Annotated in this window: 10 protein-coding genes; all 10 read right to left on the minus strand. The window is 53.6% G+C overall.

Features of this window, described 5'->3' with window-relative positions; all coding sequences use genetic code 11:
• Positions 1-67: 67 nt before the first annotated feature.
• A complete protein-coding gene (locus tag J7M22_04575; GenBank protein ID MCD6505884.1) occupies positions 68-958 on the minus strand; it encodes a lamin tail domain-containing protein in 891 nt (296 codons plus the stop codon).
• 35 nt (positions 959-993) lie between these two features.
• On the minus strand, positions 994-1,773 hold the full coding sequence (locus tag J7M22_04580) for an ABC transporter ATP-binding protein (protein ID MCD6505885.1): 780 nt from the start codon (positions 1,771-1,773) through the stop codon (positions 994-996).
• Complete coding sequence (locus J7M22_04585; protein MCD6505886.1) at positions 1,770-2,192, minus strand: PqqD family protein; 423 nt, start codon at positions 2,190-2,192, stop codon at positions 1,770-1,772. Before J7M22_04585 ends, J7M22_04580 begins: the two co-directional genes overlap by 4 nt.
• A gap of 76 nt (positions 2,193-2,268) precedes the next feature.
• Positions 2,269-2,541: a nucleotidyltransferase domain-containing protein gene (locus tag J7M22_04590; GenBank protein ID MCD6505887.1), complete on the minus strand. Its 273-nt coding sequence runs from the start codon at positions 2,539-2,541 to the stop codon at positions 2,269-2,271.
• 17 nt (positions 2,542-2,558) lie between these two features.
• Positions 2,559-2,960, minus strand: a complete 402-nt coding sequence (locus tag J7M22_04595; protein MCD6505888.1) for a HEPN domain-containing protein — start codon at positions 2,958-2,960, stop codon at positions 2,559-2,561.
• 1 nt (position 2,961) lies between these two features.
• The gene (locus tag J7M22_04600; protein MCD6505889.1) at positions 2,962-3,906 is read right to left on the minus strand and encodes a hypothetical protein; all 945 of its coding nucleotides are present in this window, start codon (positions 3,904-3,906) and stop codon (positions 2,962-2,964) included.
• 70 nt (positions 3,907-3,976) lie between these two features.
• Positions 3,977-5,971: a hypothetical protein gene (locus J7M22_04605; GenBank protein ID MCD6505890.1), complete on the minus strand. Its 1,995-nt coding sequence runs from the start codon at positions 5,969-5,971 to the stop codon at positions 3,977-3,979.
• 15 nt (positions 5,972-5,986) lie between these two features.
• Positions 5,987-6,163 (minus strand): hypothetical protein, encoded by a 177-nt coding sequence (locus J7M22_04610; GenBank protein MCD6505891.1) that lies wholly within the window; start codon positions 6,161-6,163, stop codon positions 5,987-5,989.
• A 53-nt stretch (positions 6,164-6,216) separates the two neighbouring features.
• The gene (locus tag J7M22_04615) at positions 6,217-13,218 is read right to left on the minus strand and encodes a M28 family peptidase (GenBank protein MCD6505892.1); all 7,002 of its coding nucleotides are present in this window, start codon (positions 13,216-13,218) and stop codon (positions 6,217-6,219) included.
• Between the two features lie 184 nt (positions 13,219-13,402).
• The gene (locus J7M22_04620; protein MCD6505893.1) at positions 13,403-14,617 is read right to left on the minus strand and encodes a glycerol-3-phosphate acyltransferase; all 1,215 of its coding nucleotides are present in this window, start codon (positions 14,615-14,617) and stop codon (positions 13,403-13,405) included.
• Positions 14,618-14,791 lie beyond the last annotated feature (174 nt).

Below are 14,791 nucleotides of genomic sequence, written 5' to 3' on the forward strand. Positions count from 1 at the left end.
TTGCCCTCCTTTATTTGGTTTTAATCTGACCCGCGTGCGATCGCGGATCGAAGCACGATCCGGGGAATCACCTATGTCTCCGAATCGCTCCCCAAGTGGTGATCGCCATTCCATGCCGCGACACGCCTGTTACGCTTACAGGGCGGAAGAGATTTCCCAGTGGATCCATCGCCTCAAGCAGATATTCATGTCTTCCGTTCCCCGGCACGAAATCCGAAAACTCATATCGGTCTCTTCCTCCGCCGAGGGGTGAAGAGGTTAGGAGGGTGAGATCTCCTCCTTCATCCTGACGATAAACCCGCCATTTGAACTCCCGTGCCCCGATATCGACGGACCAGAGCAGCTTCACGTTATTCCCCTTTCGAAGGATCTGAAGCGATCTCACCGGTTTTGGAAGCGGTGAAAGTGAATTACAGGGAGTGGGGTCATCGCGGAGGATGAAGTCCCGGCCGTTATCATCGGTATCCATCGCCGGGCCGCAGAGGCCGTTCCTTAGAACCACCAGTTTACGCTCGACGCTTTTACCGGGATCGGGATTAAGCGTGGGTGATCCCTCCGGATCGCTTGCATCGCCCATTCCCACGAGATCCACGATATCCCCATTCGAATTGTAAAGCAAAACGGTGTTATTCGCCGCCACGCTGTAACTGGACGAGCTGTAATTGAGATCCCTTTCGACTTCGCCTTTATACTCTTTATGGGCGATAAGAAGGAAGGAGAAAGGTGGCATGGTTATATCGGGGAACTTCGTGAGGAGGTTGGATTCCCTGCCGGAAGAGGTCATCTTCCGGAGACGCCATCCGGAGAGATTCACCGGCGAGGGGGAAGGGTTAAAGAGCTCTATGAACTCATCACGGGCGGTCTCACCGGCCAGTTGAATCTCGCTAATCAGAACGGTCCCAGAACCACCGTATCCGCTGAATATTACGAGAACTACTATGGTGAAAATAAAAATCATGAAACCTTATACCCTCAACGCTAAGCTTCCGGTTATCAACCGACCTCCTGCCCATCAAGCATTCCGACACGCAATTTGATCTCAGCCCTGGTCTCAATCTTGGCGATCTTCCCATCCTGGATATGGAAGATCCTATCGGACACATCGAGCATTTTCGTGTCGTGTGTGGCCGTTATGACGGTAACGCCTTTCTCCTCATTCATCTGCTTGAGCAGATAGATGATCTCCAATCCGGTGTGGGTGTCCAGGTTTCCCGTGGGCTCATCGGCCAGTATCAGGGCGGGATCGTTAGCTAAGGCCCTTGCTATGGCAACCCTCTGCTGCTGTCCTCCGGAGAGCTCCCTGGGCTTATGCTGAATTCTATCGCCCAACCCGACAAGCGTCAGCAGCTCTATCCCTTTCTGTATGCTCTCATCGGGGGTCTTTCCGGCGAAGATCATAGGTAGGGTGACGTTTTCCAGGGCGGTCATAACGGGGATCAGGTTGAAGGTCTGGAAGATATAGCCGATCTTTCTACATCTCAGCCACGCTAGCTCATATGCGTCGAGCTGGGCGATATCGACCTCATCGATGTAGACCCTGCCTTCTGTGGGCTTATCCAGACCGCCGATCATATTGAACAGCGTCGTTTTCCCCGATCCGGAAGGACCCATGATCGAGACGTATTCGCCCCGTTTGACCTCCATATTTATCCCGCGCAACGCCTCCACGATTACCTTTCCCATCTGATATTTCTTCACCACGTTTCTCACGCGGACGGCGTTTTCCTCGGGAAGCTGTCTGAGTTTTATCACCTTCCCATTTCCATCTTTCATCTTGACTCTCTCCTTTCCGTTGACTTCCTGTCCACGGCAAATCCCAGAAAACCGCGTTTACCCAGTTGTCTGAAAAAGGCCAGAAGCGATGCCTCTGCCTCTTTTCGGGTAAGGTTATATCTTTTGCATAAACTTTTAACGATATCCTCCACTTTGTTCTTACCGTCGCATAGGCTCCACACGAAGGAGCCCACCTCATCGAGCACGACCACCCGCTTCGGAGGGATCATGAAGATCCTGGATACGATTTTGACCCAAAGCTTATCCTTTTGAGGCACGACGAGGGAGACCTCGCCTTTTTCATCCATCTCCCATTTTATGGCCGTATTCCTCAGCGGGATCGCCCTCAATACCTCCTCCCTGGAAACCTTGAGCCCAGGGCGCTTCTTCAATCTAAGGGCATAAAGCAACTTCCTCATTTTGTCTTCCCCGTCCTTGCCTACGAGGCATTATAACAGGATTAGGAAACTGCTGTCAAGCATCTTCAGGAGCCTTTCAACGTTTAAAGATAACCTTCCCCTCCTCCAACACCCTCGTGATGAAAGGGTTTCCTTCGGTTTTCATCCTCTCAAGCTCCTCTCGGGTGTAGCCTATAGGTTCAAGGGGAAGATGAACGGTGTTAAGTCTGAGAAGAATTCCTATCCTATCGAGGAAGCACTCTTTCCAATCGGCGATCACCAGGATATCTACATCACTGCCCTCATTGAAATCCCCTCTCGCAAAGGAGCCGAAAAGGATTATCTCCTCCGGATTCAACTCCTTAACCACTTCCCCCTTGTATTTTTCTATCCTTTCAAAAATTTCTCCACTTCTTCCAATATCGACGTTGCATATCCTATACATCTTTCCGCCATCTCCCCGGTGTAGTACTTATATGCCGGTCCCTCGGGATAAAAATTCGGATACCTTGAGCCGATATAATGCCTATCTAACTCCCTCGCCTCCTCGAGGAGGCAGGGGAAATTTTCAAATTTAGAACATTCCTCCATCAACCTGGTTACCGAATGCGTCAGTATCGCCCTCAAACCCTTGGAGTAAAGGAAACCTTTCAGAGCCTTCTCGGCAGCTTGTTGGCAGTGAAAACAAGCGCTGGCATAGGAACCCGCCTCGGCTAAGATCCTGGCATCCTCCAGATCTCTCATCCCCTGCTCAAGCCATCTCATCCCCTCGGCTGAATTTCTATTCATCTTATCCTTCATGACATCTTATGCTCGAGGCGATGTCCTGGACGATTTTGGATGTATCGACTTTGGCTACGGATCTGACGACGAATATGCGGTTAGATTCCCTGCATCTCCAAATCCTCGCCGACATCCGCCTTCGCCTGACGATCAGATCCAAAACCCCTAGGATGGAGAGAGGTATCCTATCGATGAACCTGAGTTTGTATCCTTCCAGCGATATCTCCTCGTGTATCCCGTCGGCGGAGACAGGATATATCTGGAAGCCGTATCCCTTCATATCCTTGGCATATGTCCTTCGGAACCACTCCTCCAGCGAGATCGATCTGAGCAGGGTATCGGCAAGGCCGTATCGCTCGATGGCTATCCTCCTGCTGCCGTCGGCAAAGGATAAAAGCAGATAGGCCGACATCATCTTATGCTTCTCCAACCTATATCTCCGCGGCACCTCGACTTCCAGGCCATAGGCGGTCCAGAGGTTAGAAGGGCCGGTGGGATGATCCTCGATGGAGGTGAATATATCGATCGCCCTGCTACGGATGTTCTCGCCGGAGAATCCGTTCATCTGGGCGATAAGCGTCCTACGGCAATCCACGCAGAACCAGATCATGCCGAATGCTCTTACCCTGGTTGATTTCCAACTGAAGAAGATCAAATCCTTGTTCTGAAAACCTGATGTGTCTTTGACCAAACTTATACCCCGTTTGATCCTGATCTGCGCTCCCTTTTTCCCATACTCTTTCCTGAGACCCTTGAAGTATTCATCCAACAGAGCATTTAGATCCGGTTTCCTCCTATGCGATGCCCACTTCAACTCCAATCGGGGCATCACGTGGTCATCCAACCTCAAGTATCCGCTCTTATGATCTCCCGATATAGCGCCTATCTCCCAATCGGATGGTATACGTGCTCGGATGCCTTGCCATCCGAGCACGCGCCATCTTTCCTCCATAAGGCCTATCACCCCTGGAAAAGTAGGGGCATAAGATTTTATGCCCTTAGGCTAAGATTTTATGCCCCTACTAGAACGGTTTAACGATAACCGATTTCGATACGAGGGCGAGGGAGACTATCGCCATGGCGGTTAGTCCTGTTCCGCAGGAGAATCCCGCTGCAAGGACGGGGTTGAACATATACCACCGTTTCAGGCCGAACCTCTTGATCATGTAAACTCTGCCCACGACGGCTCCTAGAAGCAGAGGTATCATCGAGCCCGGATCCGCGCCTATACCGCCTATCAGCCCGTAAAACCACATGCTCGGCATTTTCATCATCCACATCAATCCATAGAGGGCCAGTGAGGAGCCGAACCCGGCGGCGACATATGTCCCTCTGATCGCCTGTAACATCTGGCTCTGTCCGTCCCTCAGGGCTGTGATCCAGAGACACCTTCTCGTGGCGTTTATCGGCCACCAGGTTTGGACAAAGGGATACTGCGAGGAAGGTATCGGCGCCAGCTTCCAGATGAAGTGCCACACCAGTATGCCGGATATGAGAAGTATGGGCAGCGTGATGAGGTTGGCAGCGATGTTGCTGGTGAAGGTCGTGCCTGTGAGCTCCAGCACCCGCCAGTGCTGTGTTCCTCGTCCGTAATCCTCCATCGGGAACGGGGCGAACCAGATATCTATGTCCTCATATCGGCTCAATATGATCGTGGCCTCTCTGATGAAGGGGATCTCGAACAGGTCTCTGCTTAAGATCCCGAAGGTTCTAGCTGTGATATAGGAGTTAATGGGCGTATAGACGAAGGCAAATCCCAAGAGGAAGAGAAGCGGGAAGTTGGGCACCATCCAATGGACCAGATACACGTAGCCGATCATCCCTGCGAGCCACATCCCACCGGCTATCCATATGGGGAAATCGCCTCTCCCTGGCGGGGTGCGCAACGATCCCCTCTCGCCCACCTCCTTCCTTCTGGCCTCCTGATATTTAAGCAGCATCGGCAACGCCACGGCCAGCCCGATGAAGGCAAAGCTGAAGCTCTTGCCCAATCCGAAGCTGAACCAGAAGTCAAGCCAGTTCTGCAGACCCGTGGCACGGACATCCAGGCCGGGATGCCAGCTATGGAGTATTTCGAACCTGTAGAGGATCTGTGGGTTGAGGATGAACTGGGTGAACAAAGCCGCTACGAACTGGGAGATTATGACCGGAAAGGGCATAACGAATCCCGAGAGCATCGCCCCGAAATTCGTGACCAGCGCGAACACGCCCGTCGGTGCGAACCCCTCAATGCTCGTGGTGAAATCTATGAAGGGGATAGGCAGGATCTGTATCGGTTTGGACATCATAACGCCTGTGATCGATGGGACGCCGATGTATAGGGCTCCCCAGAAGAGGCCCGCCATCGCGCCGATGCTGAAGACCCTCCATCTCCAGGTTTCTCTCTTACCGGTCGTCTCAGCCAGGGCTGTGGCGCCCTGCGCGGCAACAGGAGCCATCGGGAAGGGGAGTCTTTCGAGATCGGCCGTCAACCTGAAGAGCACATACGGCCCGCCGATCCACCTGAGCTGAGACAGGGCGAGTCTGACCAACATGATCGTTATGGGCAAGGCCCAATCGGGATGCAATAGGCTTCGTTGGGCTATGGCGATCGAGTCTCTAGGGGGCACAACCCATCTCGGTATTTTGTCCGCTATCTCGAACGCCTCTGCCTGGGGTGTCTGTATGAAATAGGCCTCCCATATGTATCCGGTATATCGTCCACCTGCTCCGACGGCAGCTCCGGCCAATCCCAGAAGTATATAGAGTTCTTGGCGTCTGACGGTTGTGAAGGATCTCCTGGCCAGTTCCGTAAAGAGTATGACGGCGACCCATGGGGCGGCGCCCGCTCCGGACTGACCTGAGACGAGCTGCATGTAGATCGAGCCGGGCATCATCAAAAGGCCCACGAAAAGGGCGCCTAAGATAACCTTGACGCTTAGGCCCGACTCGAACGTCCTTACACCTCCATCTATATCATATCTCTTGGCCCATGCCTGCCATTCCTCTGCTTGGGTTATTCTCTTCCTTCTGGCCAACCCTCTACCCCCTGATCACTTTTTGTAGAATATCTCCTCCCAGAAATGAGCACAGAATATCCCCAAACCTATTATGAGGATAGACACCAGTTGATACCTTATATCTCCCTTATAGACGAGGATCGAGAAGATCCAGCCGATCGATCCGACGGAGATAAAGAGATAGGCGATTTTATCCAGCACCTTTCCCATTTTTCCTCCTCGAAGAGATTCGGTGACGAGGGGAGTTTCCCCTCGCCGCCGGATTAATCGTCGTCCGCGGGTTGCAGTTGAGGCACGAGACCCTCCAGGGTTTCCCGCCTGCCGCGCTCGTGGAATTCGGCTCTCACCTCCACTCCCAGTGTCCTCCAGATCAGCAGTTGCTTGCGCAGCAGGTTGAGAAATCTCCTGTTGACCCTCTTCCACGAGGCCACCTCGCCGCTTTCGCGGTGCACATGCAGGAAGATCTTATAGATATCCCTCTCTTCACCGCCCGATGGGGTGGTTTGAAGATCTATCGTCTGGCTGACGCCAAGATCGTACGGGGCGAGCCAGACCATCATGCTGATAACATACTCCTCCTGCCCGTCCTCCAGCTTCCTTCTGGCAAAGGTGACCTGATCGGTATAAAAGTCGCTCGCGGACTCATCGGCGTGTGCCTCGAAGTAGTCTCGCATGAAGATGTTCAATCCCAAAGCCTCCTCGGCCAGAACGGTGAACGGCAGATCGAAATGCCATTCATCCCCCTCAGGCTCGGGAAGCTTCCATTTTCTCTCTATGTCGGGAACGGCCATTCTGGAGGCCTTCACCGACGGATATATCGTGGAACCCAAGACCACGGCCATGACGATTATGGTCGCTACGACCGTTGACGTGGAGGAGTAATTCAACGTCAGCCCCACGAGCAGATTCCACTTAACCAAGGCCCATGCCGTCGCCTGGCCCAACAGATACCCCAGAACGGCCCCGATGATGGCGTAGACCACCGATTCGGCCATGAACAGGAAGGCTATGTGGGTTGGCGCCAACCCGACGGAGCTGTAGATCCCGATCTCCCTGACCCTCTCATAAACGGCTCCCAACATCGTGTTGAGAACTATCAGGGCGGCGATCAATATCGGGACGAACAGGTTGGACATGCCTGAGAACGATGTCATACCTATGGAGCTATACAGGTATGTCTCTCTGCCACGGCCGACGAAGAAATCGAGGGCGATACGACTCATCAACGGGCCCATGATGGCGTCAAGCTTCTCTATCGGATTCAGGTCCGGCGGATCTCCGGGTACCCCGCCCATCCTGATAGCTACCGATTGGAGAGTACCTCCTTGATTCATCACGACGCTGAACGGCAGGATGGCGACGCTGTCTGGCGGCAGGTGAATGTATTTCTGAAGCTCTCCCTCGGAAGCCTGCTGGCCCTGAAGTCCGCGCGCCCTCTGCTGCTCCATGATCTGATAGTCGACCGGCGTCAACTCCTCGCCGTCCAGATCCTTCATGTCCTTGAACCCAAGTCCGAGCACGCCCACGACGGTAAAATCAGCTCCATAGATTCTCACCTTCGCCTTCCCAACATCATTGGCCCCAATCCCAAGATAACTTGCCACACCGCTTGGCAGCACGCATACGTAAGTCTCTCCGGGCTTGAACCACCTTCCGTAACGGAGATATCTGTCGATCCGTGTGACGCCCGGCTCATCGGGGCTCATGCCGACGAGCATGTTCGCCGTGTAGGTCTTCTCCTCCTCGGTATCGACCCTCGTGAGCTGAATGAAGGACTGGTTTCCGAGTCCGGACGACCGATACCAGGCCCTGGGGGCGATGATGTTATGCACCCGATAGGTCTTTCCGCTTCTGGTCGTGATCGTGGTCTCCCTGAGATCATTCATGATGCTGGTCAGGACCGGCTCCTCAAGCGCTCGCCAGTACTGATCCCTGATCAACACACCCGTATAGGGCGGTGTCAGAGATGGCAGATGGGTTCTGTTCGGTCTGATGAAGGTCTTGACCGAGGTGAAGGATATAACGGTGAAGGTGAGGATAACCAGCGTTGCGCAGGTGAGGATGGTTCTGCCCTTGCGCTTACGCATGTTGGAAACCCCCAGTGAGAAAGCGGCAGCGCTTGCCGAAAGCCTGCCTACATCGGCCTTATATACCTTGGAGGTCTCCCGCTTCATCATCTCGAGCTGTTCCTCGAATTTGCGCACGATGATGGTGATGACTATCACCGAAAGCGCCAGCACGACGAAGGCCAGGAGGATTATAAGCGGGGTGATCGTTATCCGGAAGGCCGGATGAACCTGTGCCAAAAGGATAAAGACCAATATGAATATCCCGAAGGCTGTAGCGACCTGTTTATGCACGTTCGGGAAGGCGAAGAGAAGCCGCTCCAGGAAGTAGGCGAACGGCAGTAGGATGGCCAGATAGAACATGACGCCTTTGACCACATCGTTACCGGTGCTCTTCACGTCCGGATATGCCCTCGATTCATATCCCCAGGCGGCATGGGCGAGCTTGAGCGCCTGATCGTAGTTCTTGCACCTGAGCTGATCCTCCGCCGATTTGAGATACTCCCAGGCGGTTTTATGAAGCAGATCCAATCTGTTGCTTGATATCCCGTAACGTTTGTAAAGCTCATTGCGGTTCTCATCCAATATCCACATATCCCTGACGACGACGTAAGGGGTGAGCCTGACCGAGCCGTTCTCACGGACGATGAACCCCTCACCGGTGTAGAGCGTCGGGTTTTTAACTCCCAGCTTCGTGGCCTTTATCAGAAGCAGCCGTTTGCCCATCAGTCCGTAGGACATTCCGACCTTTATCTTCTGTCCCGGCTCCGAGTATACGAGGGCTATCGGCTCGACTGCCGAGATACCCTGCTGATACCACGGTTTGGACATGCCGTATCTGCGCGGCTCGCTGTCGGTTTCAGCATCATACACGCTCATCTCACGCAGCGTCCTGAGATACCTCGGGTCGACGAGATCATAGATCGTGGTGCTGACACATGGAAAGACGACCACGCGACAGCCTCTACGGCGGGTGTTGATCCTGACCTTGTTGCTGAAGATCTTGGCGCCGTAGGAGCCCAGATCGGGGGCGTAGACGATATCGCCCGAATCCGGATCGAGCTTGTAAGCCTCCACCTCCTGAACGCCGCCGGGTCTGTATGTCGCCCTGCCCTCCATGGCCAATCCGGAGATCTCGAAGTCCCCCTTCAGGTCGCCGGTGGTGTAGAGGTCTCCCCTGACACCCATCATCGATTTATGCCTACGTCGTATGGCGAGTATCGGATAGGGCACCGGCTTTTCAGGGATGGAGCTCTCACGGGCATCGAATTCGACCACATCTCCGAATAGCACGCAGTAATAGTTTCCGACCCTCGCCGCCGTGGGCATCTCAGGGTCTTTCAACGCCTGGACCAGCACCGAAGCCAGCGTCTTGACCTGGGCGTCCAGATTATCGAAGTTAACCCTGGAGATGGTGTCCAGAGGAGTGTCACAAAGGACTCTAGCATCATCTATCGTGGCGAACGCAATCCCGGTCTTGCCCGCCAGAGTTGCCACCTCGCTGTCGAAAGCGATCTTACCGGGGATATAGGTGCGCCAGGTTTTGCCTCCCGTCGCGCTTATCGCGTTGACGAAGTTGGAGCTTCCCCCCAGCCCGACGATACCGAGCAGGGTCTGTATATCGGAGACCTCGTCATCGGTCAGCTCCTTAGTGTTGATCCCTCTCAGGGCGAGCATCTGATCCAGTTTCGCAAAAAGCCTCATCTGAGCCTTACGGCTTCTACGGGCGGCGCGTATGTCGTTCCGGATGAACCGCTCGACCTCCTTACGGATATACTCCATATCCTTGAGCATGCTCTCGGAGGGTTCTCCTTTGTTCTTCATGTTCTCGAACTCCAGCTTCATCAGACGGCTGACGCCGCCGAGGCTGATGAGCGTGTCGTAGTAGTCCTCGACAAGGGTTTCCAGCGTCTTGCCCTCGACCTCCTTCTTCGAGATGTATGAGGAGGCGATCCCCCATTGACTTGAAAGCACCGCCTGGCGTATCTCATCATCTGTGAACTGCCAGAGCTTATTGACCCTGACGGCGAAGTCGGCGTCGTTTGCGTAATTGGCGAGTTTATTTCCTATGGAGGCGAACTCCCTGCGCAGCACGAACTCCGGCTGCTGGTCGTAGAACCACCCCTTACAGAACACACCGAACTGATCCGTTTGAGTGGAGAGATCCAGCGAGATGAAAAGGGAGGTGTAGTACCGGTTCATGGTATATTGCAGCTCTATCGCCTGAAGCATGGCGGCGATCTTGCGTTCATACTCCCGCCTGTTCATCCTCGAGAGGACCTCAACCTTCTTCTGGATGTTTCTGATCCTGGAGTTCCTCAGCGTCAGGAGGTTATCGCGCAGGAGCGCCTTTTGATCGTTTGTGAAGGAGGTTATGGAATCTATCTGGTTGTATAGGTTCTGCAGCTCGATGATATCGTTTTTGGCCCTGGATCGGACCAGATCGAGCAATCTGTTTTCCTCATATCTGGAAAACAGCTGGGCGTGAGCGGCGATGAGATCGGCATAATCTTTTTGGCTCAGGTAATGTCCCAGCGCCCTCTTCTCATCATCCGTGAACTCCCGATTTATCCTGGTAGCGTTTTCGGCCAGCAGCTTCAACCTGGGGAGCTCCAGCTCGGCATTTCTCTCCGCTATCTTCATCAGCCTTCCAAGCTCACCTATCAGTCTCTCCTCAGAGCCCTCGCCTTTGATGAGCGACTTTTTGGTGGAGAGAAGCGATGTGAAGTCCTCGTTGCTCAGATAAACCTTCAACGTCCTCAGTTCATCGCCGGAGAACCGCTTTTTGGGCGGCAGAGAGGCTATCCGAGATACCTTCTGAATGATGGACTCCGGTTTTGAGGCCTTCGCCGTCTTATAGGCTTTCTGAAGCAGCTCCCTCTCCTCATCCTCATAATTCTTCCCCTTCTCAGCGCCGGCAAGCGTGTCTCTGGCCTTTTTTAACCGGATCAGTTCGTTCGGCGATAGGTGTCTATCCAGGAGCTTTTCATATGAGTACTGCCGCACCATCTTGCTCACTTCCCAATCCTCCAGCTTCAGTCCCAGTTTGCGGATCTCATCCTCGCTGTACAGATAGCTATATCTATCATAATGTTTGATCTTCCCGGATCTGACGCCTTCGATCAGCTTCTCAACGGCCTTCACATCGAGCTGGGCCATTGGTATAGCGATCTCCTCTATGATCTGCCTTTCAGTCTTTCGACACTCCGATATCGCCTGGGTTTTTAACTGATCCAGCTTTTCGACGACGTCCTCGAAGAAATGTAACGTTTGGATGCCATCCTTTCTGAATTTCGCCAGTGATGTTTCCAGCCTTGCCTGTTCCTCAGGGGTAAACTCCTGTTTCTCGCGCTTACGCGTTGTTCCCCTTTTCTCCTTTCTCCTCTCTATCTCATTTCGTTTCGCTCTGACCAACCAGTTGATCTCGCTTTGCGTGCTGGAGAGGTCGCTCAGGGCGGCGGCAAGCGATCCCATACTATCCGTCAGCTCGTTCACCTTTTGGAAGAAGCTGGGAGGCAGGTCAACCAGCAACCGTCTGTCCAATGACAGGGCGATTTTTCTTCCGAGCTCCTGGAACTGCCTGAGATCCTCATATATATCTCGCCTCATCTGGGCCATATCCCCCGGCACATCCCTGCTTATACCTTCCATGAAAGCACGCATTCCCGCCAATCCCTGGAAATGTCCGTCAGTCGCCAGGAACATCACCGATCGTCCGGGGCGATATTCGGGCTTGGATAAGACTCGAGCCAACTCCAAGAGGGCGGCTATGCCGGAGGTCGTATCGGCGCCGGGAGCCAGATACGGGACGACGGACATAGAGTCATAATAGGCCTCGATAACGACCAGCTCGTCCTTCAGCTCCGGATCGCTTCCCTCCAGTATCCCGCGGATGTTTTGTCCGGTCTTGTTCTCCCATGTGACGGTAGCGGTTATCCGCCCTTCGATATCCTTCGTAGCACCGCCGTCGGACCCGAGAATGGAGAGCAGATCTTGGGCATCCTCCTTGGAGATCCAGAACCTAGGGATGTTGGCCGGGACAGTCAGGAATTTGGTCTCGGCCTCACCTCTGATCGTCACGTCCGGCTCTATGAAGATGACGGCCTGGGCGCCGAGCATAGCGGCGTTTATCCACCGGGTGCTGCTGTTGAAATCCACCAATGCGATGCCGCCTTTAGGTATGAATATAGCGGATTCGGATGCTTCCACGAACTCCTCCGGTTCGTCCACCTGACCATCCCTGTCGTTATCTATACCGTCCTTATCATCCCCCGGTATCTCATCTACTATCCCATCTCCGTCATTGTCCGATCCGTCGTGCGCCCACTTCGCCACATCGCTTAAGAGCGCCATCTCGTCCTCTTCGTCTATAATGCCGTCCTTATCGTTATCCACACCATCATCCGATCGCTGCAGGTGAACGTTCAGAATATCATCCGCTATGCTACTCGTGGTGACTCTGAATTTATGGGCCACCTTGGAGATCGTGTCATCCGGCTTGACCTCATACCAGAAACCTCCGATATCCTTGCCGTTGAAATCCCTCAGGTTTCCCTTGCCGCAGTAGAATATCCTGCCTTCCAATCCTCCGGTGGGGATGAAGATCTTGTCTCCGGGAACGACCGCCACCTCGCCTTTCTCATCCACGAGTCCGTCCCCATCGTTATCACGACCATCATGGGCCTGCTTGGCGAGGAAGGAATTACGGGGATCGTTGATGATCTTGTCCATCGGCACGCCGAACTCTCGGGCGAGTTGATCCAGGCTCTCCCCTTCCTGAACGGTATATTTCAGACCGTCGGGGACGAAAGAGAGCCTCACGAGGTTCGGCCAGATGGTGTATATCCTGATCTTTTTCACCAGTTTGCCGTTCTCAAACACCTCAAGCGTGCCATCGCCGTGATCCACAGGAACGGTAACGGTGAAAGAACGACTGTCGACATCCTTGAGCCCCAGCTCCTGAAACCGATCGAATATGTATTTACTGGCGCTTTGGGCGGTATCGTAGCCTGTGACCCTCGTTCGGATCGCTGAGAGACGGGCTATATCCTTCTTCATGTTGTCCAGGTTGATCTCATCCCTTATGTTGACGGCTTTCTCGGAGAGGTCTATCTTAGCCGCGTAAAGGACGGCGGGCAGGAAGAAAATCACGGCCAAGAGCACAAGTAAGATAAGGCGGTTAGGATTTCCTCCATGCATCAATTCTCGTCCCTCCTCCGATCACTCCGTCCTGGTGGACGAAGATCATAATTTCAGGATCATACCAAGACCCTTCTGTGACCCTGCGGGTTCGGGAAATATCATACCAGAACATCCATCGAAATTCAAGTTAAGGCATCAGAACCCCGCGCCAGGAGATGATATCATTGGGATGAAGGATGTGTCAATGGAAAATCGCCGATCCCTTCTTGAAAGTCCATAAGGCCGCCGATCCTATGAGAGCAACGCTCAGATTATCGTCTATACCGGTCGGAACGGCCTCCGCCAAAGAGGCCACACCCGAGCTGAGCAATACATCGGCCGGTGTGATCGGTATATATCTCATCAGGATGGCGCCCGCGACGACACAACCGGCGAAATAGGCCGCCGATCCCTCCGCCGTCTTATGGAAAAACCTTCTCCGTCCGTATCTCAAGCCGAAGAACTTGGCGAACATATCCCCGAAGATCAAATAGGTGATAATCGTAAAAGCTATAGGCTTGTCGAAGACGAGAAGGGTTATCGATGCCCCAAGCAGGAAGAGGGTCATAGAGGAAAAACGCCTCCTCTCCTCGGTCCTGAAAAGGGAGACAAGGTTTTTGAACACGAAGATGTTAACCCGATCGTGAGCGAGCCTGGCTAGATCCAGGGTTAAAAAGGCTAGTGTAACGGCGCCGAGCAGCGTGACGGCGAAAGGCTTGCCCAGAAACGCATAGAATATCAGAAACAACACGGCAAGCGGCCTCAGAACGAACCTCCACATCTTCATAGCGCTTCTGATCTCCCCCTCGAGGGCGAACTCCCTCTCTCTGATGAGGTTGGTTAGATCCCTGAAGAGTATGTAAAGCACAATCGCCGCCGTGAAAAGCGGTAAGCTCTTAAGACCGTGATGAACGATCAGGAAGTAAGTCAGAAGCGGCAGCACAAGCACTCCTATGACCTCCCCCTTGCGCGATATCCACAGCAGGGTCAGGACGAGCAGGAGCATGGCGGCGAAATCGAAGTAGACCCTCCTCAGGATAACCGGATCGCGATAGAGCAAAACCAAATTATGCAACATCAACCCCACCGACGTGGCAACCCCCTCCCCTCCCCTGAACCCCATATAGAATGGAAATATATGCCCGACTATAGCGGCGACTCCGCTGGCATAGGCAAATGGAGGCGGAACCTTAAGCAGCTTAAGCGATAGATACACGGCCAGGATACCTTTCAACGTATCGTATATGGCGGTGGGAACGGCCGGCCAAAAGCCCAGAACCTTGCCGGTGTTCATCGTTCCGGCGTTTCCCGTGCCGTGTTCCCTTATATCGATCCCCCGCAGCGCCTTACCGAGGATGTAGGAGGGCATGATCGCCCCCAGGAGATAACCTAGAATAAGAGAAGCGGTTTCTATCATCTCCCTTTCCCACCATATTAAAGTATAGCGTCTTTAGGAATACCATTCGCTCTTATTTCCCTTGAGTGTAGCGGTTATCCATCAAGCGTAGTGCGCAAGGCGTAGAGAGTAGGGCGTAGAGCGTAAGGCGCTTTACGCCGCACGCATTACGCACTACGCAAATCAGCTCTCTGC

This window comes from Candidatus Poribacteria bacterium (genome assembly GCA_021162805.1).
Taxonomy (GTDB): Bacteria; Poribacteria; WGA-4E; order B28-G17; family B28-G17; genus JAGGXZ01.